Source organism: Paenibacillus sp. 11B, assembly GCF_030487755.1.
Lineage (GTDB): Bacteria > Bacillota > Bacilli > Paenibacillales > Paenibacillaceae > Paenibacillus > Paenibacillus vandeheii.
Genome location: NZ_JAUKNS010000002.1, coordinates 1,046,268 through 1,067,726, shown reverse-complemented (window position 1 = coordinate 1,067,726; position 21,459 = coordinate 1,046,268). Strand labels below are relative to the sequence as shown.

At 48.2% G+C, this 21,459-nt stretch carries 14 protein-coding genes; 9 read left to right on the top strand and 5 right to left on the bottom strand.

Annotation, left to right across the window (positions count from 1 at the left end; all coding sequences use genetic code 11):
• Positions 1-7: 7 nt before the first annotated feature.
• The gene (locus tag Q0V21_RS13240; protein ID WP_079347056.1) at positions 8-1,996 is read right to left on the bottom strand and encodes a GTP-binding protein; all 1,989 of its coding nucleotides are present in this window, start codon (positions 1,994-1,996) and stop codon (positions 8-10) included.
• Positions 1,997-2,131: 135 nt separating this feature from the next.
• Positions 2,132-3,013, bottom strand: a complete 882-nt coding sequence (locus tag Q0V21_RS13235) for an AraC family transcriptional regulator (protein WP_024630145.1) — start codon at positions 3,011-3,013, stop codon at positions 2,132-2,134.
• 199 nt (positions 3,014-3,212) lie between these two features.
• Between Q0V21_RS13235 and Q0V21_RS13230 the strand changes: the two genes are divergently transcribed.
• Positions 3,213-4,727 (top strand): tagaturonate reductase, encoded by a 1,515-nt coding sequence (locus Q0V21_RS13230; protein WP_301879294.1) that lies wholly within the window; start codon positions 3,213-3,215, stop codon positions 4,725-4,727.
• A complete protein-coding gene (locus Q0V21_RS13225) occupies positions 4,727-6,241 on the top strand; it encodes a UxaA family hydrolase (RefSeq protein WP_285080709.1) in 1,515 nt (504 codons plus the stop codon). The genes Q0V21_RS13230 and Q0V21_RS13225 overlap by 1 nt, the downstream gene beginning before the upstream one ends.
• 116 nt (positions 6,242-6,357) lie before the next feature.
• Here Q0V21_RS13225 and Q0V21_RS13220 read toward each other — a convergent pair whose 3' ends face one another.
• The 3 genes from Q0V21_RS13220 to Q0V21_RS13210 form a co-directional block, all read right to left on the bottom strand.
• Entirely contained in the window at positions 6,358-7,041 is a 684-nt protein-coding gene (locus Q0V21_RS13220; protein WP_079347048.1) for an AlkZ-related protein, read from the bottom strand.
• Between the two features lie 20 nt (positions 7,042-7,061).
• Entirely contained in the window at positions 7,062-8,033 is a 972-nt protein-coding gene (locus tag Q0V21_RS13215; protein ID WP_079347046.1) for a helix-turn-helix transcriptional regulator, read from the bottom strand.
• A gap of 416 nt (positions 8,034-8,449) precedes the next feature.
• Positions 8,450-10,477, bottom strand: coding sequence for a beta-galactosidase (locus Q0V21_RS13210; RefSeq protein ID WP_301879293.1), 2,028 nt, complete (start codon positions 10,475-10,477; stop codon positions 8,450-8,452).
• A gap of 133 nt (positions 10,478-10,610) precedes the next feature.
• Here Q0V21_RS13210 and Q0V21_RS13205 point away from each other — a divergent pair, with 133 nt between their 5' ends.
• From Q0V21_RS13205 to Q0V21_RS13175, 7 genes are all read left to right on the top strand, one after another.
• On the top strand, positions 10,611-11,444 hold the full coding sequence (locus Q0V21_RS13205; RefSeq protein ID WP_301879291.1) for an AraC family transcriptional regulator: 834 nt from the start codon (positions 10,611-10,613) through the stop codon (positions 11,442-11,444).
• A 201-nt stretch (positions 11,445-11,645) separates the two neighbouring features.
• Entirely contained in the window at positions 11,646-12,434 is a 789-nt protein-coding gene (locus Q0V21_RS13200) for an alpha/beta hydrolase (protein WP_024630152.1), read from the top strand.
• Between the two features lie 97 nt (positions 12,435-12,531).
• Entirely contained in the window at positions 12,532-13,194 is a 663-nt protein-coding gene (locus tag Q0V21_RS13195; RefSeq protein WP_301879290.1) for an SGNH/GDSL hydrolase family protein, read from the top strand.
• A gap of 15 nt (positions 13,195-13,209) precedes the next feature.
• The gene (locus Q0V21_RS13190) at positions 13,210-14,106 is read left to right on the top strand and encodes an SMP-30/gluconolactonase/LRE family protein (RefSeq protein WP_301879288.1); all 897 of its coding nucleotides are present in this window, start codon (positions 13,210-13,212) and stop codon (positions 14,104-14,106) included.
• A 371-nt stretch (positions 14,107-14,477) separates the two neighbouring features.
• A complete protein-coding gene (locus tag Q0V21_RS13185; protein ID WP_443145915.1) occupies positions 14,478-17,561 on the top strand; it encodes a X2-like carbohydrate binding domain-containing protein in 3,084 nt (1,027 codons plus the stop codon).
• A 282-nt stretch (positions 17,562-17,843) separates the two neighbouring features.
• Positions 17,844-19,391 carry a response regulator transcription factor gene (locus Q0V21_RS13180; RefSeq protein ID WP_301879287.1) on the top strand — a complete coding sequence of 516 codons (1,548 nt, stop codon included), beginning with the start codon at positions 17,844-17,846 and terminating at the stop codon, positions 19,389-19,391.
• A gap of 19 nt (positions 19,392-19,410) precedes the next feature.
• On the top strand, positions 19,411-21,180 hold the full coding sequence (locus tag Q0V21_RS13175; RefSeq protein WP_079347030.1) for a cache domain-containing sensor histidine kinase: 1,770 nt from the start codon (positions 19,411-19,413) through the stop codon (positions 21,178-21,180).
• Positions 21,181-21,459: the final 279 nt, after the last annotated feature.

The following is a 21,459-nucleotide window of genomic DNA, read 5'->3' as shown; positions in this document are numbered from 1 at the left end:
ACTCCAATTATGATGTAATCGCATTTCGAACACTTAAAATATATTTGGATTGGTCCAGCGGGTTAACGCCTCTGCGTTTCCGCGTGTGTGTCACATCCGAAGGACAATCCTGATACCCGGCAAAAGAAGTGGTCAGCACTCCACGTCCACTCGTCTCTGAACGCAGTTTCACCGGATAATCCATGGAGCTTGCCAGAGGCATACGTCCTTCGACGATGCATCGTCCGCCTCCGATGATCGGTGCTTCAAAGGTTGCCCGCATATGTACGAGATCACTGAGCGCCTTGCCTCCGTACTCCTCCGGGACTGTTAACCGGAAATTCAGAATAGGTTCCAGCAGGGTTGTACCGGTGCTTGCCAGTCCGTCCATGATTCCCATCGGCGTGGCTACTACAAAATCCAGTGGATGGGTATGCCAGACATGGTGCTCTCCCTCAATTAGCGTGATGCGCAGATCGGTAACTTCCCATCCTAGCAAGCCCTGAGATAATGCTTCGGGAATACGGCGCTCCACCTCATTCTGATAACGAAGCAGGAGATGATCCGTTCGGACGGTGGATGAATAGATCAGGCCGCTGCCACGGGGCAAAGGCTCCATGCTGAATCGAAGAATGGCCCAGCACGGCTTGGGCATCGTATACGCGATGAATCCCTCCCCGGAAGAACGGGGAGTTTCTTTATAGATGACGGAAGGTGGGTCGAATACGACATCCAGTCCGAAACGACTCATCAGCAGGCTGGACAGAATCTCAAGCTGAATGGTTCCCATGACTTTAAGATGCAATTCCCGTTCTTCAGGCAACCATTGCAGATCAAGCAGGGGATCTTCGTCTGTCAACTCCTGCAATGCCGCTACAAGGTCAGGATAACGTGCCGTGTCTTTACCATGGACCTGCACAGTCAACAAGGGAACAGCCATCTGTGGTACAGGCGGCACACCTTCAGGGCTGCCAATAATGTCACCAACATGGGTTTCGCTTAGTCCGTACAGTGCGGCGATTTGTCCGGCATGAACAGCACCCGTGTCTGCCCATTTCCGCCCATCCATCCGGCGAATCTGGGTCACTTTCTCTTCCAGCTCCCGAGTGGAGTTATAGATCGTATCCCGATTATGCACGCTGCCACCATACATGCGAACATAGGCTGTACGGCCCATCGTTTTATCCCGTTCAATTTTGAATACTACCCCGGATACCGAAGCATCTTGAGGCTGTGCAGGTGCAGGAAGAAATTCAATGATGGCATCCAGCAATTCAGTTACGCCGATCCCTTTGCCCGAAGCACCATAACAAATCGGGAACACTACGCCCTGATGTACCTGTTTGCGAAATGCTTCATCCAGCAAGTGAGCAGGCAGCGTTTCACCATTAATGTAGGCTTCCATCAGATCTTCGTCCAGTTCGGCAAGTAATTCAAAAAGGCCGGGTATGGATGAAGGGGAGCCCATCACCTCTGTTTGACTCGCGTTCCAGAGGGTGTCAATACCGTCAAACACGTCGTCATTCATACGATAGGATTGAATTCCGCATATGAAGGGAGAGAGGCTGGAGCGGATCTGATCGATAACCGTCTCAGCAGAGGCGCCAATCCGATCCATCTTGTTAATATAGATCAGGGTAGGAATTCCAAGCGAGCGGAGAGCATGCCAGATGGTCTCGCTCTGGGATTGAACCCCTTCTACGGCGGACACAATCAGAATGGCCCCATCCATAACACGCAGGGATCGCTCGACTTCAGAGCTGAAATCAATATGTCCTGGTGTATCAATGAGATCAATAATTGTATCTTTCCAGATCAAAGAGGTCATAGCCGCCTGAACGGAAATGCCTCGTTCCTTTTCAATATCCAGAGAGTCTGTTGCCGTTGTTCCATCATCTACGCGACCTGGACTACGTACGACACCGCTTTGGAATAACATATGTTCCGTCGTTGTTGTTTTCCCTGCATCGACGTGTGCGAAGATGCCGATATTTCTGCGGTTCAATTCGTTTAACATGGGATGTAAGGCTCCTCTGACAGCAGAAACATATCGTTTCCGACATTGTAATTCAGTATTATATCATACCACATGGAGTGTATGGAAGAATATGTTACACTCAGACAATTCTCTACATTTCAGGATGGTATGCAATCACATTTGATCCTGACTCTTCATGGTTTTACGGTAGGCAGCTGGTGTGGTGCCCGTCTGCTTCTTGAATTGTCGATAAAAATGGGGCAGACTCTCAAAGCCGCAGGCATCGGCAACAACGGCCATCGTGTCATCACTTCGAAGCAGATGCTCTTTCGCCATAATGACCCGGCGAGCCAAGGCATAGTCCGTTAACGTCATGCCAGTATACCTTTTGAATGCACGGCTGAAGTGAGCCGGAGATACGGCTGCCTGCCGTGCCAGTTCCGGCAAGGAAAGACCACTGCGGAGCTCTTCGTCCATATGGGCCAGTGTAGAGGCTAACCAGCCTGGTCCAGGAACGCTTTTGACAGGACTTGCCGGACCGGCTGCCTCCAATCGCTCCAAATCAATAAGTAAGAGCTGCAACCGCAGCAGTGCTGCGTGAGCACTCAAGTGATGGTCCAACTGAAATTCTGCATGAATGTCGTCAATGAGCGCAGCAACCTGGGTTTGTTCCTTGGCATCCAGATGCCTTTTGTACACCCTGCGCTTACGACAGCGTTCAAATAGAGAGAGCATGGCTGATGCACTGCCTCCCGCTGTGGAGGCCAGTAATCCTGGACTGAAGAACAAGGCCGACGAAGTCACCGGATTCCCGGCATCCGGCAATGCACGATGTACCGTGCTGCCTGGAATGATGAACAAATCGCCCTCCTGCATATCTTCAAGACCGGTATCAATGAAAATGGTGCCCTTACCCCGATATACATAAATAATTTCATGCCAGTCATGAAGATGATCCGGCAGCTCGTTCTGGGGGGACTTGGTATCTGCATACACCAGACGAAAAGGTATCCCCGATTCCGCCTGAATGGTCTTACGAACGGGTGAACGTTCCATTCGATCTCCTTTCGAAACATTGATCACAGAAATGATAGTACAGCTGGTCATGAAAGAGTACATTTACCGCAATATAAGCAATTAAATTTCCTTTTATTGATGATACAATGAATTTAAAGCGTTTTCAATGGAAGTATAGGGGCTGTATGGCGTGCAGCGGGACATCTAATATGACAATAAAACGATGAGGTGAGTGTTCATGTCGGCGAGCACGAAAAGACCAGGGCTAAAGCTAAATCTGCTCGGAAGTGATAGCCAGCGCAAGTGCAAAGAAGTGATGGAACGTCCCGTAAAGGTACTGCAGATTGGGGAAGGCAACTTTTTGCGCGGGTTTGCAGACTGGATGCTTCATGAGAGTGCGAGACAAGGCAAATTCCATGGCAGTGTTGCTGTGACCCAGCCTCGGCCCGGGGGAAAGGCAAAGCTGGAACAAATTCGTAATCAGGACGGATTGTATACGATGATTACCCGAGGTCTTTCACAGGGAAAAGCGGTGGAACGCACGGAAATGATCTCGATTTTTTCACAGTGTATTAACCCTTACGAAGAATGGCAGGATTTTCTGAAGCTTGCGGAATTGCCTTCCTTGGAGTTTGTCATCTCCAATACAACCGAGTCGGGATTGAAGTATACGTATTCGGAGTACTTGCAGGGTGAACCAGTACAATCGTTTCCGGGTAAATTGACGGTCTTTCTGCATCACCGTTATCTGCAGTTTGATGGGGACCCATCCAGAGGATTGATTCACCTGCCGTGTGAGCTGCTTGAAGGCAATGGGGATGTGCTGCGCAGTTGTGTACTGCGGCATAGTGAGGATTATGGTTATTCTGAAGGCTTTCGTTCATGGATTGAAAATCATAACTTGTTTTTGAACAATCTGGTTGACCGGATTGTCACGGGTGCACCGACCAAGGAAGAAGCCGATTCCCTGACCCATCGCTGGGGGTATGAGGACCAACTGATCAATACGGCAGAGCCGTATCATTTCTGGGCCATTCAGGCAGATGAAGCAATGGACAAAAAACTGCCCTTGAAGCAGGCGGGACTCAACGTACACTGGGTGAAGGACTTGAAACCTTTTCAGCTGCGCAAGGTTCGTATTCTTAATGGTGCTCATACACTCATGTCATCGCTCGGCATTCTGCAAGGCAAGGACCATGTAAGAGAGACAATGGAAGACCCGGAGTTTGGCTCATGGGTCAGAGAAGCGGTACATCAGGAGATTGTGCCTGCACTGGATATGCCGGATCATAATCTGGATGAGTACGCAGCAGAAGTGTTTGAACGATTTCTCAATCCGTATATTAATCACAAGCTGCAGGATATTGCATTAAATACAGTAGGAAAGTTCAAGGTTCGTGTGCTGCCTACACTTATAGCTTATAAGCAAAAACAGGGAAACTGGCCTATTCGGCTTGTGAAAGGGTTTGCGGGATTGTTGTGTCTTTATCGCCCGATGAACACGCCAGACGGTTATATGGGACAGCGACTGAACGGTGAGTCCGTCCTGCTTCGGGATGATGTCGATGTATTGGCTGCACTCGCCAAACACTGGGACAGTTATGAGCCACTGAAGAGGGATAAGCAGCAATTAGACCGCCGTGTTGCTGCCGTATTGTCTGATGTATCGATTTGGGGAGAAAATCTGGATGATCGAGAGGGACTTCGCGAAGCACTCGTTCACGAAATAGGTCTGTTGGAAGGTGAGAGTTGATGAACACAACCCATACAATTAATGACTGGATTGCAATTCAGCCGCAGGATGATGTCATTATAGCCCTTCGAGATTATGTAAAAGGGGAAAGCATCACGCTGCCAGACAGCTCTACTTTTACACTAAGGGATGATGTGCCTAAAGGCCATAAAATAGCTGTGCATACCCTCGCACCGGGCGAGGATGTGATGAAATATGGTTTTTCCATCGGGATAGCCAAAGAACAGATTGAGCAGGGAAGCTGGATTCATAGCCATAATCTGAAAACAGGACTTCACGGATTGCTGGAATATCAGTATCAGCCCGCACCACCTGTTCAGACGGACATGCCTCCGGAACATTTACGGTCCTTCGATGGTTATTTGCGACCTAACGGTGAAGCAGGTATCCGTAATGAAATCTGGATTGTCAATACGGTCGGCTGTATTAATAAAGTATGTGAGGCATTGGCTCGTATGGGTCAGTCCCAGTTCGGCAGCAGGGTGGATGGGGTTTACCATTTTCCGCATCCGTTCGGCTGCTCGCAGCTGGGAGATGACCTGAAATATACGCAGCAGGTGCTGGCTTCCTTGGTCGAGCACCCGAATGCTGGCGGTGTGCTGGTTATTGGGTTGGGATGCGAAAACAATCAGGTAGATCAGTTCCGCGAATGTATTGCACCGGAATATCAGGGGAAAGTACGTTTTCTCAAAGCGCAGGAAACGGATGACGAGCTTGAAGAAGGACTGCGTCTAATGGAAGAGCTAGTGGAGCTTGTTGAACATGAAGAGCGTCAGCCGCTGCCTCTGAGCAAGCTCAAAATTGGATTGAAGTGCGGGGGCTCGGACGGTTTATCAGGGATTACGGCAAATCCACTCGTGGGCTCCGTTTCAGATATGCTGGTTGCTGCAGGAGGCACAGCCATACTGACAGAAGTTCCCGAGATGTTTGGTGCGGAGACCATTCTGATGAATCGGGCGGCCAGTGAGCAGGTATTTGATGATTTGGTAGACTTGGTGAATGGCTTCAAGCAATACTTTGTGAACCACGGTCAGAATATATATGAAAATCCTTCACCAGGGAACAAAGCAGGGGGCATTACGACGCTGGAAGAAAAGTCTTTGGGATGTACGCAAAAGGGAGGGCGCTCTGCCGTAGTTGATGTGCTTCGTTATGGTAAACGTGTCACTTCAACCGGCCTGAATATTGTGGAAGCTCCGGGCAATGATCTCGTGTCAGTTACGGCACTGTCTGCTGCGGGTGCACATATTGTTCTCTTCACGACAGGTCGGGGAACACCGTTTGGAGGCCCGGTGCCTACGGTCAAGATTGCCACCCAATCGGATCTCGCGAATCGAAAAAAACACTGGATCGATTTTAACGCGGGTCAACTGCTGGAAGGAAAGACGATGGAAGATGTGAAAGTACAGCTGTTCAGCCAACTGATCGATATTGCTTCAGGACGGGCGCATACGCTCAGCGAGCAGCATGGATTTCGGGAAATTGCGATTTTCAAGGATGGGGTCATTCTGTAATCCAGATTCGGTCCGTTGCCATGCAATTAGACTCATCCATCATCAACGTATACCGCAAATCCCGGCGGCTTCTTCTTCGGCTTCCGGGATTTGTCGTATACACATATTTCAATCAATCAATTCATGGCAAAGGCTTTTTTGATTTTGGTCAGTGCAGCCGCAGACGCGTGTTGCTCCAATTGATGCAGCAGGAGTTTGCTCGCGTCTGCAACGCTTCCCTCAAACGGTTTAATTCCTTGACGCTTCATCCAATAGCCCGAGGTCTCATAAGCAGAGCTGTTCCAGGCGACCTTGCCTTCAGCTAGGCCTTCTTTTTCCTTGGTGCCACAGATGACAATGGCGCCAGCACTCTGGAGGTCCAGCAGACCCTGGTCAAATGCTTTTTTATCCTCTTTGGCTCCAAACCCTGCCTGTGAACGTAATTTACGACCATCTATACCTTCGTGCTCCTCAATTCGTTCATACAGTTTGAATGCTTCAAGAGAGATCAAACCCGCATCATACTGTTCTTCCATGACTCTGGAGTCCGCTAGCAGGCGGTGCACCCAAGGGAAATATTCGCGTGAGACCAGGATGGCTTTCTTTTTGACAAATTTTCCATAGGCAGCGATCCCTTCTTCGGCGAGACGTGAACGCCACAGCCAGGGATCAAGCGCGTTATCCTTGTGCCAGTTTTCTTTAGGCGTTATGGAGGACAGTGAAGGATATTCAGGGAATAAAGGTGCGAGCGGGAGCAGTCCCACAGCTTCTATTCGCTGAACAGCTTCTTCGTAAGTTACGATGGATTCATTCTCATTCATTGAATTCGGCAATCTCCTTTCTAACTTGTGCTGCAACGATTATGGTTGGAAGCGAGATACATCTGGCTTACTTCCTCGGCATGTTGGCGAATCTCAGAGCGAAGGTCCTCAGGTTCGAGTACTTCTGCCTCACGTCCAAGTCGATAAAAGAATCGAACGGCCCAAGCCCACTCACCGGGAGGGCAGAGAAAGGACAGCTCCCAGACATCCGGAGCGATTTCGGTCATTCGTTCGCCAATATGCTTGTCCTGTTCTGCCTCAATCATTCCGCTGTAACTCAAACGTGCCGTAACGCGCGTTGGAGAACGTTCGGGAGATTTCGGTTTGCTGCGCTGCCGTTCAGCCTTTTCAGTCAGTTGTTGTGACTCGCTCAGCTCAACCGGCTTAACGTCCAGAATGCGGTCTGCCCTGAACAGGCGCTGTTCACCATGCTCCTCCGAATACGCTTCACAATACCAGAAACCAGCAGAAGCATAGATTCGAATAGGGCAGATCGTAAGCCAGCGTTGACGAGAAGCAGATCGGTATAACATACGCAGCCACCCTTGTTCCGGGATACAAGCCAAAAGCGGTTCCAGATGATGAAGGACATAGTTCCGCTCCGGAACGTCATGTTTCAGTTGTTTGAGCAAGGGATCCATTCTTGCCTTGACATCATCCGGGATAATACTTTTGATCTTGTCCATTAATGTCCAGCGTTTCTCTTGAAAAGGGGTATCTGCGTAATGGCTTAGGCCTTCGAGAGCAAAGATGAGAGTAGCTGCTTCAACCGGGTCCAATTGCAGTGGGGGCAGTACATACCCCTCCATAAGTCTGAAGCCGCCTCCGGGACCGGAGATAGCAATGATCGGGACATGCATCTCGGAGAGTGATTGGATATCCCGCAGGATGGTACGACGGGAAACTTCAAACTTTTCCGCAAGTGAATGTGCCGTTTCGTGACCGTTCTGCAATGCCATAACGATGGCGGCAAGCCGATTTGTTCTATTCATGTCAGCCACTCCGTTTCGAGGGTTGCGCCGCCGGAAAGGATGCTGGAGTGTTCCTCTCATTGTAGCAGTGTATAAGTGACATTATGGTTGTCACCAATAATTTCGGAGCATGATATTATTATTCCATATACAGTGCAGCGCCTGCTTTCAGAGGGGCCGCTTCCTTTTCCCGGCGGGGCGTCGTTAAATTGTGTGTCTCGTCCAATTCGCTTCGCATCTCGGTATTTCCTTCTAACCGAGAACCTCACAAATAATGACAAAAACCCGTATCCGGTCTAAACGGATACGGGAAGTAGCAGATTGAAACAGGTTCAATCCTATAATACTTCAAATTTTAACAATTGACACTCATTTAAGCTACAAATATGAATCAACGCGATTTGCGTGTAACATGTTGTATCATCGGTTTTCCAAAATTATTTCATTTCAAGCAGCTGCACACCGCGGCCTTCAATCTCAATCGTACCTGAAAGGGACCGATCTGTAAGCAAATCATGAGCCTTAGCCTTGCCGAGATCATAAGATTGGGCAGTAGCATTGTGATTCATGACAAACAGGTACTGCTGTCCATCCTTGGTACGAGCAGTCACTTCAACACCTTCCGGCGTATTCAGAAGGGAATCAATATTTTTGGCTGCAGCCAGTTGTCCCAGTAAATCGTCCAGGAATCGGTCTTCCGGATCGGAAGCTACATACCAGGCTTCACCTTGACCGAATGTGTTACGTGTCACGACAGGCATACCTTTATAGAAATCGTCTCCATACTCGGCGATGACTTCAGCGCCTTCACTGTGCAGCAGGTCACACAGCATGCCACAACCATATTCTCCTTGAAGATCACCATAAGCTTCTTTCAGGACAATACTGTTTTTTTGCTCAGGCAGCAGGGCATCAATTTCTTCGACCCAGATCCCGAGCAGTTTGCGAAGCTCACCCGGGTAACCACCAGTTGTTACGATGTCACTCTCATTGACGATACCACTGAAGAAGGTTGTCAGGAATGTACCGCCTGCTTCAACGAATTTCTCCAGTTTGCCTGCAAAGCCCGGTTTCACCATGTAGAGTACTGGAGCGAGAACGATGTCGTATTTGCTGATATCCGTATCCACACTAACGATGTCCACCTGAATGTTGCGGCGGAAGAAGGCAGCGTAGTATTTGTGAATTTGGTCTACATAGTTCAGTGCAACGGTAGGTCCGCTTGATTTCTCAATTGCCCACCAGTTTTCCCAGTCAAACACAACTGCCACTTGGGCATCAACGGTGGCATCCAGCGTCTTGTTACCGAGCAGCTGCAATTCCTTGCCCAGCTCTGCGACTTCACGGAACACGCGCGTATTCTCATGGCCTACGTGTTCAATTACAGCGCCGTGGTACTTCTCGCAGGCGCCGATGGAACGGCGAAGCTGGAAGAACATGATCGTATCCGCGCCGTGAGCCACGGACTGGTAACTCCACAGACGCATGACACCGGGACGTTTCAGTGAGTTATAGGGCTGCCAGTTCTGTTGGCTGGGTGTCTGCTCCATCAGCATGAAGGGTTGACCGTCCTTCAGTCCACGCATCAAATCATGGGCCATAGCGGTGTAACTGACCGGAGTTGCCAGGCCGGGATAACTGTCCCAAGAAACGATATCCATATGCTTAGCCCATTTGAAATAGTCCAGTTGTTTGAAGAATCCCATCAGATTGGTCGTAACGACCGAATCCGGGATATGTTTTTTGATCGCATCATATTCCAGCCGATAACAATCAAGCATACTGTCAGAGTTGAAGCGGGAATAATCAAGCGAGATGCCTTGGAACGTAGAATTGTTGTTTCCCCAGTGCTCGCTCAGGTTGCTTGGCAGTACAATTTCGTCCCAATCATAGAATGTATGCCCCCAGAAATTGGTGTTCCATGCTTTGTTGAGCTGCTCCAGAGTCTGATAGCGTTCTTTGAGATACACGCGGAACGCTTTCTCGCAGTTATCGCAGTAACAATCGCCGCCATATTCGTTGGAGATATGCCATACAAGCACAGCAGGGTGATCCTTGTAACGTTCCGCCAGCTTGTCTGCAATTTTCTCGGAGTATTTGCGGTAGGTTGGGCTATTCGGACAGGAGTTATGCCGTCCACCGAATTTGCGTTTACGTCCATCAGCATCCACACGTAGTACATCCGGATATTTCTTCGCCATCCACGCTGGATGTGCAGCAGTACTTGTTGCGAGGCAAATGTAAACGCCGTTTTCATAGAGACTGTTAATGAACTGGTCCAGTCCTTCAAAATTATAAGTGACTTCATCAGGCTGAATTAGTGCCCAGGAAAATACGTTGATGGTCGCAATATCAATACCTGCCAATTGGAACATGCGCAGATCTTCAAGATGAGTCTCATGATCCCATTGTTCAGGGTTATAGTCGCCGCCGTAGAACATTTTGGGTAACTTGCTGCTAATCAAATGTGTTCACCTCTTGTATAAGAATAATTCTATACTATATGATGGATATGACTTTTAAAATATAAGAAAAGTAATGAAACATATAAGAATATGGAACTGTAATCTTGTTTTTTGTTCAAAGGAGAGAATCTCAATGCTCATCAAACCCGATCATCGGCGATATTTTATGACCTCACGGGATCGGCCGCTTCCGCTCTACATCGAGAGCATCGGATATAACGGAAATCAGGAGAGTGTCTCCAGACCAGCGGGCTATCCCTGCTATCACTGGCTTCAGACGGTGAAGGGGGCCGGAGAGTTCAGATTTGCAGGTTCAACTGTACTGCTGGGAGAGACGTCCGGCATTTTGCTGCCGCCGAATGAGCCGCACGAGTATGTACCCTCGCAGGGAGAGTGGCAGACACTTTACATTACATTTGGAGGTGCCCAGTGTCCGGCCATCACAGAATCACTTGGTTTGGGGGAGGCTGCCCTTCATCAATGGGATTCGGAGAGCCCGCTTGAATACTATGGGCGGGAAGTGCTGGGTTCCATCAGCAGTGATCAGGATTTATCCGGTTTGGAAGCGTCAGCGGACATGTACCGGTTTCTGATTTTACTCAAAAAGCATGGCATGACGGGTAGTCGTTCTTCGATCTCGCATGCTGTGGAACGGCTGGCTCCGTTAATTTCATTTATGAATGAAAACTACGCCGATCCCGATATTGGCCTTGAACAGATGGCCGCCATTCCAGGCATTACGCCAAGGCATTTGAATACCCTTTTCAAACAATCCTTTGGCATGACCGCCTACAGTTATTTCATACTCCTTCGTATCCGCAAATCGAAAGAATGGATGACAGGAAACAGCAAACTGACCGTCAAGGAAACGGCAGCGAAGGTTGGATTTCGGGATGCGAGCCACTTTGTGGCTACATTTCGGCGGATTGAGGGCGTAACTCCGGAACAGTATCGAACGTTATACTAATCATTGAGAGGTAATCCATGTGCTATAAAACACTGTTCAAGTAGGGACATTCGGTGTAACCTGTTACAAATTGAATAAAAAGTGATGCCAGGAAGGTATTGATGCGTATGGGTGCTTCCCGTTATGATGGTATCGATTCCTTAGATTGGAAAACGATTATACGGATCAATGCATCCGTTCAATTTAGAGAGGATGATAGAAGTGACGTCAACTATACCATTATGGGACCATGCAGCACCTTATGCGGCCAAGGGCCATGAGGATGAAATGCCCCATCTGATTCCATTTATTCAACCAGGTTCCGAGAGCGCTGTCATTATATGTCCGGGTGGGGGCTATGGATTTTTGGCCGACCATGAAGGAGCTCCAATCGCTGAATTGCTGAACCGTGCGGGAATTAGTGCATTTGTGCTGAAGTACCGCGTGGCGCCTCACCAGCACCCGGCACCAATGACAGATGGTCAGCGTGCAATTCGTTATGTACGGGCTCATGCCGAGCAATTTGGCATTCAGCCTTCCAAAATTGCGGTGCTTGGTTTCTCGGCGGGGGGGCACCTTACAGCCACGTTGGGAACTTTGTATGACGAGGGTCAACCAGATCATGAAGATCCTATTGAACGGGAGAGTTCACGCCCGGATCGGGTTATTCTTTGTTATCCGGTAATTACGATGGAATCCTATGGACATGCCGGTTCTCGTGAAAATCTGCTTGGGTCAGATGCGACTGCCGAACAGATCAAGGCCTTCAGTGCAGAGCAGCAGGTGAAGGCCGACGCCCCTGAAGCATTTATTTGGCATACGAGTGATGATCAGGCGGTCCCGGTGGAAAACAGTTTGCGTTATGCGCTTGCCCTGGGTGCGCATGGCATTCCCTATGATTTGCATGTTTTCGAAAAAGGTTCACATGGTCTGGGATTGGCAGAGGATAACCATGCCGTTCGTGCCTGGTCTGACCTGTGCCTGACCTGGCTTAAAAATCAAGGGTGGTAACCCTGCGCTGGCTGAGCTCTGTCTTTCCTGATTATGAAATTGAATACGAGTGATCTCACCTATTTTAACGCTTATGAGAGCGAAGGAGAAAACGACAATGAAATTGCAAAAGAATGATAAGCTGCTTTTTATCGGAGATTCGATCACAGATTGTGGCCGTGAACATCCTGTTGGTGAAGGCAGTTCTGGATTAGGGCATGGCTATGTGGCACAAGTGTATGCCCTGCTGCGTTCCATCTACCCGGAGTTGATGTTGCGGATTCAAAATGTGGGTAATAGTGGGAATACGATCCGTGATTTGAAGCAGCGCTGGGATCGTGATGTGCTTGATCTCAAACCGGACTGGCTAACCATCATGATCGGGATTAATGATGTATGGCGTCAATTTGACAATCCACTATCTACAGATTCGCATGTTTTCCTGGAGGAGTATGAATCTACACTGCGTGAGCTGGTTGCTTCTGTTCGTCCGGGGTTGAAAGGACTTGTTCTGATGTCTCCTTATTATTTGGAAGCCAACCCGGAAGATCCGATGCGGGCTACGATGGACGTATACGGGGAAGCTGTTCGCAGAGTAGCCGCTGAATATGATGCCATTTACGTGGATACACAGGCTGCATTTACACCGTTCTGGGATCATTTCTATACGTCCGTGCTGACGTATGATCGGGTTCACCCCGATGCAACAGGCCATATGGTTCTTTCCAAAGCATTCCTGGATGCCATTGATTTCGAATGGTCAGGCGGCGTCAAATCATAAAAAGGATGTGATGGCATGAGCAACTTGAACATTGCAGTACATACCCCGGCGTTGCTGGGCGAAGGTCCAAGCTGGGATGCAGAACACAATCGGTTATTATGGGTGGATATTGAAGGGTATAAGGTACACGTATATGATCCTTCTACAGGTGAAGATCAGGCTTATGATGTTGGCGAGCATGTAGGTGCGGTTGTCCCATACCATGGTGATGAGGTTGTCGTTGCTTTGCGCAGTGGCTTCCACGCCTATAACCTGCTCACGGGAGAGCTGCAGCCGATTGAGGATCCTGAAACAGGCAAGGACAACAACCGTTTCAATGACGGGAAATGTGACTCGCTTGGCCGCTTCTGGGCAGGAACGATGAGCATGAAGAACGAAAGCAAGACGGGGGCATTTTATTGTCTGGAGGAAGGAAAGCCTGTTCGAACGATGTTCAGGGATGTGTCCACGTCCAATGGATTGGGCTGGAGTCCGGATCAGCAAACGATGTATTACATTGATACGCCGACACGTTCTGTTGATCGATTTGATTTTGATCTGGCTGCTGGAGAACTTACGAACCGGACAAGTGCTATTGCTATCCCGGAGGAATTTGGCTTTCCGGATGGAATGACTGTAGATGGTGAGGGAATGCTGTGGATTGCCCATTGGGGCGGAGGAAGAGTCACACGCTGGAATCCCCATACGGCAGAGCTGCTGCAACAGATTGAGATACCTGCGGATCAGGTGACATCCTGTTGTTTCGGAGGGCCGGATTTGGAGGATTTGTATATTACGACTGCCCGGATTGGTATTAGTGAAGAGCGGCTGCTAGAGACTCCGAATGCAGGATCTCTATTTGTAGTCAGACCGGGTGTGAAAGGGCAGAAAACCTACGCGTTTGGCAATGTAATACAGTCGGATAGCAAATAAATGAAGGAACGAACAACCGTGTTACTGGGATTGCGTTTTTCTTTTATACAATAGCATGTCAATGGAGAAGGGTGCTGGATCAAGCAGCAGCCTTCTTTGTGTTGTGAAAGCGATATACTGAAAAAAATTACAAAAAATAGAATTCGAGCAGAAGGGGTTTTTTAATGGTTATCGAATGTTATGTATTGAAAGTATAATCCAGTGAATGGTTATCGAAATCGATTTATGAAAGCGTTTTATAAATTGGAGAGGAGGTGGGGCTGGTTGCCTGACCCAATGCATTAAATGTCTGACACTGCACTCATCAACAGGATGACACAGCGGGAGTTGACCGGATGCGATGAACATATTGAAGAGGAGGCTAAGTTACTATGAAAACGTTTTTGGGAAAGCTGCGGGTGATGAGTTTGACGGTTGCCGTTGCAGCAGTTTCATTGGGCGTACTCGTTGGAACAACAGATGCGGCACCGAGTGATTCATACCAGTGGAAAAATGTCGTGACCGGGGCTGGTGGTGGTTTTGTGCCGGGGATTATTTTCAATGAGTCAGAGAAAGATTTGATCTATGCCCGGACCGATATCGGGGGAGCCTATCGCTGGAATCCTGCGAATGAAAGTTGGATTCCGCTCACCGATTTTGTCGGCTGGGATGACTGGAACAAAAACGGTGTCGATGCGCTGGCAACAGACCCGATTGATCCGAATCGAGTGTATATGGCTGTTGGCACGTACACGAATTCATGGGACAAAAACAACGGCTCCATTCTGCGTTCTACGGACCGCGGGGATACTTGGCAGACAACCACTCTTCCGTTCAAAGTCGGCGGTAACATGCCGGGACGTTCCATGGGGGAACGCCTGACTATTGATCCGAATAAAAATAGCATTTTGTATTTTGGTGCCCGCAGTGGTAATGGACTGTGGAAAAGTACGGATTACGGCGTAACCTGGAGCAAAGTAACGAGCTTCCCGAATCCGGGAACGTATGTGGAGGACCCGTCTTATGAGTATACCAGTGACATTGTAGGCCTATCTTGGATTACTTTTGACAAATCTACAGGTTCTGCTGGACAGGCAACACAGACCATCTATGTCGGGGTAGCCGACAAAAATCAAAGCATATACCGCAGTACGAATGGAGGCGCAACATGGACTGCTGTCGCTGGACAGCCTACAGGCTATCTGCCTCATCACGGGGAAATGGATGCCAATGGCAATCTTTATATCTCTTACAGTGATGGTGCGGGCCCTTATGATGGGGAAAAGGGAGACCTGTGGAAATTAAATACGTCTACAGGGGTATGGACCAATATTAGTCCGGTGCCAAGCAGCAGCACGGATAATTATTATGGATACGGCGGACTGGCAGTAGATGCACAGCATCCTGGTACACTCATGGTAGCAACCCTTAACTCCTGGTGGCCTGATGCGAATCTGTTCCGCAGTACGGACGGTGGAGCTACTTGGACCCGTATCTGGGAATTTGAAGCATATCCAAACCGCAAAATGCGCTATACACAGGATATATCGGCTGCTCCTTGGTTGACCTTTGGGACAAATCCTGCACCCCCTGAAGTTTCTCCAAAGCTGGGCTGGATGATTGGTGATCTGGAGATTGATCCATTTGATTCTGACCGTATGATGTATGGAACAGGCGCGACCATCTACGGAACCAAAAATCTGACAGACTGGGATGAGGGCAACAAAATTAATATTTCTGTGATGGCCAAAGGCGTGGAGGAAATCGCAGTCCTGGATCTGATCAGCCCGCCAAGCGGAGCACACTTGTTAAGTGGTGTAGGGGATGTCTCGGGATTCCGTCATAACGATCTGGATCAGGCACCAGCTACGATGTTTACCAGCCCCAACTACTCTTCTACGGAAAGTCTGGATTTTGCAGAGTTAAGTCCAAGTACTATGGTTCGCGTAGGGAAAGCAGACTACACGGCTGATCCGAATGCAAAATCTATTGGTTTATCCAGCGACGGTGGGACCACGTGGTATAAAGCAAACGCAGAGCCTGCCGGAACAACCGGAGGAGGAACCGTAGCTATCTCTGCAAATGGTAACCGACTTGTATGGAGCACATCAGACAAGGGTGTGCATTATTCCACTGGCGGAAACTCATGGACCGCGAGTTCAGGTATACCCGCACAGGCCAAAGTGATCTCCGACCGGGTGAACCCGAACCAATTCTATGGATTTGCTGCCGGTAAAGTCTATGTGAGCACCAATGGTGGTGCCTCCTTCACCGCTTCTGCGGCTACCGGACTTCCGGTTGAAGGAAATACAGATCTGGACGCTGTTCCAGGTACAGAAGGTGAGCTCTGGTTTGCAGGTGGCAGTGAAGAGGGAGGGCCATACGGTCTGTGGCATTCCACCGATTCAGGAGCGACCTTTACCAAGCTTGCAAATGTGGAGGAAGCGGACAGCATCGGTTTTGGTAAAGCGGCGCCTGGACAGAACGGGGTCGCGCTGTACACGATTGCAAAGATCGACGGAACACGTGGATTTTTCCGTTCCGATGATGGCGGGGCGAATTGGGTACGGATTAACGATAATCAGCATCAATATGCACGTGTAACCACAATTACAGGTGATCCACGTCTGTATGGAAGAGTGTATTTGGGAACGAATGGACGGGGCATTTTATATGCTGACCGTATTGGCGGGAACAATGGCGGTGGAGAAGGTGGAGGCGGGTCTCCGGTAACCAGCTCGACCATCACACCAGTAAATGCTGAATTTGATAAGAATCCAGGCAACCAGGCCGATATTCCTGTCATGTTGACACTGAATGGAAACACACTTAGTACGATCCGTAACGGCAGTTCAACGCTGGTTGCAGGTACGGATTACACATTATCGGGCAATCAGGTAGTGCTGAGCAAAACCTATCTGGCTTCTTTGCCCAAGGGAAGCGCAGCATTAACCTTCCATTTCAGTGCAGGCAATGATACGATTCTGAATCTGACTATCAAAGACACGACGGTTGTACCCGTGGGCGCCATTCGAATCGGGATGTTTAATGGAACGACTTCAGCAACGAGTAACTCCGTTAATCCCAAGATCAAGTTAACGAATACAGGCACAACGGCGATCAATCTTTCCGATGTCAAAATTCGTTACTACTATACGATTAACGGCGCTCAGACCCAAAGCTTCTTCTGTGACTGGGCAACGGCTGGAAACGACAATGTTACAGGTACGTTTAGTGCGCTGTCGACCCCGGTGACCGGAGCGGATTACATGCTGGAGATTGGCTTCAAGGCTTCTGCCGGTTCACTGGCAGCGGGGCAAAGCACTGAAATTCAAGCCCGCTTCTCCAAAAACGACTGGAGCAACTACACGCAGACGGATGATTATTCCTTTGCACCGGCTCAAACCGCTTATACCGATTGGTCAAAAGTAACTGGATATATTGCGGGAAGTCTTCAATGGGGAATCGAACCTTAGACTTAAACTTGAAATGAAAGTTTGAGTTAATCTAAACGTACATGGATAAGAAGTCCTGGTTCGCCAAAAAAGATTCATGGCGGGTCAAGGCTTCTTATTTTGTCGAAATATAGTGTACACTAAAGAGAGTTTCCATTGATAAAACGTTCGTTTTGCGATATAAAAAGAAGTACAAAACTTTAAAATAAATGTAACCGCTAACACGGGAAGGCTATTCTATCCGATATATGATGGTATAACCTGTAGACATAGAAGAAAGATTAGACGAGGGGGTCAAGGGTCATGAACCGGTTGTGCAAGGTGCTGATTGTTGACGATGAGTTTCTTGTAAGGCAAGGCATTAAGCACCATATGAACTGGGAAGCTGAAGGTTTTCAGATTGTAGGTGAAGCTTCCAATGGAGAAGAAGGACTTGAGCAGGTACAGTCGTTACAGCCGGATATTGTCATTACGGACATCGTAATGCCTGTGATGGATGGGGAAACCTTTGTCCGGACGTTAAAATCCAGCCATCCGCAGATTGAGGTTATTGTACTTAGCAGCTTCAGTGAGTTCGATTATGTACGTTCAACGCTCCAGAATGGAGCAGCAGACTACATTTTGAAACCGAAACTGGATACCAATGAATTATTACAAGTGCTTCAACGTACCGCTGGCAAAATTCCGGAATTGCAGTTTGAGCCTACACATGATGGGTGGAGGCTCGGGCAACTGATGGAAAAGATGCTGTCCGGTTTTACATTGGATGAGAGTAACGAGATGGATATCATTAGCGAGACGTTTCCTCACCGATGCTTTCGTTTACTCGTATATAAGCCGCAGGATACACAGGTACATGTGCACAAGCTGGATAACGGGCAGTTGGAGAACAGGTTACGGGATTTGCTCCCTGACGTAGAGTGTGCAATCGTTCCGGCGGAAGGCATATCACCGGTGGTGCTCCTTAATGTAGACCCTTCGAAGGATGAATGGATGGTGCAGCAGATTAAGGAGTTGGCGAGCAAGAACAAGGAAGCCCAGGATGGATCTTGCTGGGTGCTGAGCGACAGCTTTTCTTCATTTGAAGAGATGGGAAACGTGTATCGAACGCGTCTGATCAAACTAATGGAGTATCGCTTTTATTATGAGGATCGCTCTATTCTGGTATATGGCGAACTTCCGCCTCTTCACCCTGCCGGGTACCAGTTCAACGTGAACATGTTTTTGCAGCATGTGAAGCGAAATCGAACAGAAGCGGCAAGAGAATATTTGCAGGAGTATGCCCTTACGTTGGGAAGGGATTATATTGCAGATGTGTTCGAAATCAAGTCCTTCTTGGGCAACCTGATCTTTAACGTGTCCATCACCCTGGCAGATATGGATGTTCAGTCTGCTGCGCTGGAAGAGGGCAAATATACCTATTTCAAACATGTGGATGGAGCTTCCAGCCTCAGGGAAGCCATGACTGTGCTGGACCAATTCATGACTGAGGTACAGGAATGTACTAGTGGAGAGGGCGGACGACGAAGTGATCCAAATATGAAAATGCTGCTGGAATATATGCATGAGCACTTTGATCAGCCGCTCGGACTTGCCGAAGTAGCGAAGCATTTTCATTTTAATCCCTCGTACCTGTCCAGTTATTTCTCTTCACACAAAAAAGAAGGCTTTAACGAATATTTGAACAAAATTCGAATCGAAAAGGCAGAGGAACTTCTCCGGTCGGATGACGTCACCATTTCCGAAATTAGCAGTATGGTAGGGTATTCCGACCACAGCTACTTTTGCAAGGTGTTCAAAAAATTTACCGGACTGTCACCCAGCCGATACCGGCGAAAATTCTGGGCATAACGTCAGAAGGAAGAAATAAATGAAGAAATGGATGAACGCATTTTCCCGCCTCGGGCTTTTTCCGAAACTGTTCCTTGTTATGGTGGTCAGCATCATTCTTGTTTCCGTACTCATTCTATGGACATCGATTCATATGTCGACCAAGCTGTTTACCGAGACGTTCAGTATTACGAACTCCAAGGTACTTAGCCAGATCAAAACGAACTTTGAATCCTTTAACGATGCGATCGCTGCTGTATCCAATAATGTTAGACAAAGCGGGGCGATCCGTGGTTATTTGTCTGAGGGGGAGGGTGACTCCCTCACTATGGCAAAATCCTATTATAATATGAGGGAAACGATGGACCGGATTCAGTCGATCACAGAGTCCTATGAAGTCGGTATTACGATTAGCGGTATTAATGGGCGTACGTATTCCACCGATCGGTCTCATCTTCGTTTATCAGCGGATGAATTGAAAGAACAGCCGATAACGCTGGAAGCAGCGGCAAGTCCGAATCGGATCATTTTTGACGACTATCAGACGAATGATGAGACTGCCGGGCAGATGATTTCAGCGACCAAGGCCTTGACGGATCGTGCTGAAAATCGACTCTACGGTACATTGTATGTGACTATGAGAGAGAACGCATTTCGTCAGTTCTATAGCAGTTTCACGAGCCGAGGCAACGATGTGGTTATCCTGAATGATGCGGGTGAGATTGTATCGTCCAATCGGGAAGAGTGGATCGGTACCACTCAACTTGAATTGCTGACCTATGCCAGAGAAATGAATAATAACGAAACTGCAAAAGGGTTAAATGCGCGAGTCATGGATCAGGACAGTGTGGTATTGTCCGAGTACTTGCCATTTTACCGTTTTTATATCATAAACGTCGTCGACAAAGATCTCGCAATGGGGCAGCTGATTGATATGAAGACCATTGCTCTGATTTGCGCTGGCATTGTGGCTGCTGCCCTCATACTGGTATTTCTAATTACGAATCAAATCACCAAATCACTGCGCAGACTCGTGAAGCAGATGTCCAATATTACCAAAAGTGATCTGGACAACTATATTCCGGTCAGCGGAAGTTATGAGAGCCGACAGCTGGGTCATGCCTATAACTACATGCTGGATGAACTGCATGACTATGTGGATCAACTGGTACTTACACAGCGAGAGCAGCGAAACGCTGAGCTGGCGGCGCTGCAAAGCCAGATTAATCCTCATTTTCTATACAACACTCTGGCTTCCGTTAAAGTTCTAGTGCAGCAGGGGAACAAGGACAGGGCTGCCGAAACCATTAATGCGCTAATCTCTTTATTACAAAATACGATTAGTAACGTGAGTGAGACAATAACGGTAGAGCAAGAAGTCGAAAATCTGAAAAACTATGTATTCATTAATCATGTCCGATACGGAGGACGCATTAAAGCGGCCTTTTACGTAGCTCCGGATTGTACGCATTATCATGTGCCCAAGCTGGTGATTCAGCCCTTTATTGAGAATGCCTTCTTCCATGGATTCATTTCCAAGGAAACAGGAACCATTCATGTGATGGTCTCCAGAGCCGGAGAGTCATTGATATGCGAGATTATGGATAACGGCGACGGGATCGAAGGATTCTCAATGGGTGAGTCGCTGCCTAATCCGAAGAATAATCGACAGTTGTTCAGCGGTATTGGTATACGGAATGTACATGATCGCATAGAGCTGTTGTACGGGGCACCTTATGGTGTAACGATAATGAGCAAACCGGGAGAGGGGACAAGGGTTACCGTTACACTCCCGTTGATTACGAGCTAAACAATAGGGCTTAAGTGAAAGCAAGGACGTTATTTAAGTGAAAGCAGCTTCAAATAGGAGGCCTTCCTGTCTTGTCAATGACAACACGGGAGGGTCTTTTTGGTGCGTAAAGCCTGAGAATGAAGCCTGACTTGTAAAATATTCAGATCAAAAAAGTACAAAATCAAAAGAAATTACAAAAAAACAAATTTAATGCAAGCGGTTTCTGTAAAGGTTTTCATTGTGGCAATAAGATGACAAATCCACACAAAATTATTACTAACGAATGAAGATTTGGGA

Coding starts and splice junctions, on each gene's coding strand:
- Q0V21_RS13230 (WP_301879294.1), top strand. CDS start 3,213: ATGTCGGCGAGCACGAAAAGACCAGGGCTAAAGCTAAATCTGCTCGGA.
- Q0V21_RS13195 (WP_301879290.1), top strand. CDS start 12,532: ATGAAATTGCAAAAGAATGATAAGCTGCTTTTTATCGGAGATTCGATC.
- Q0V21_RS13225 (WP_285080709.1), top strand. CDS start 4,727: ATGAACACAACCCATACAATTAATGACTGGATTGCAATTCAGCCGCAG.
- Q0V21_RS13220 (WP_079347048.1), bottom strand. CDS start 7,041: ATGAATGAGAATGAATCCATCGTAACTTACGAAGAAGCTGTTCAGCGA.
- Q0V21_RS13240 (WP_079347056.1), bottom strand. CDS start 1,996: ATGTTAAACGAATTGAACCGCAGAAATATCGGCATCTTCGCACACGTC.
- Q0V21_RS13180 (WP_301879287.1), top strand. CDS start 17,844: ATGAACCGGTTGTGCAAGGTGCTGATTGTTGACGATGAGTTTCTTGTA.
- Q0V21_RS13175 (WP_079347030.1), top strand. CDS start 19,411: ATGAAGAAATGGATGAACGCATTTTCCCGCCTCGGGCTTTTTCCGAAA.
- Q0V21_RS13190 (WP_301879288.1), top strand. CDS start 13,210: ATGAGCAACTTGAACATTGCAGTACATACCCCGGCGTTGCTGGGCGAA.
- Q0V21_RS13235 (WP_024630145.1), bottom strand. CDS start 3,013: ATGGAACGTTCACCCGTTCGTAAGACCATTCAGGCGGAATCGGGGATA.
- Q0V21_RS13205 (WP_301879291.1), top strand. CDS start 10,611: ATGCTCATCAAACCCGATCATCGGCGATATTTTATGACCTCACGGGAT.
- Q0V21_RS13215 (WP_079347046.1), bottom strand. CDS start 8,033: ATGAATAGAACAAATCGGCTTGCCGCCATCGTTATGGCATTGCAGAAC.
- Q0V21_RS13185 (WP_443145915.1), top strand. CDS start 14,478: ATGAAAACGTTTTTGGGAAAGCTGCGGGTGATGAGTTTGACGGTTGCC.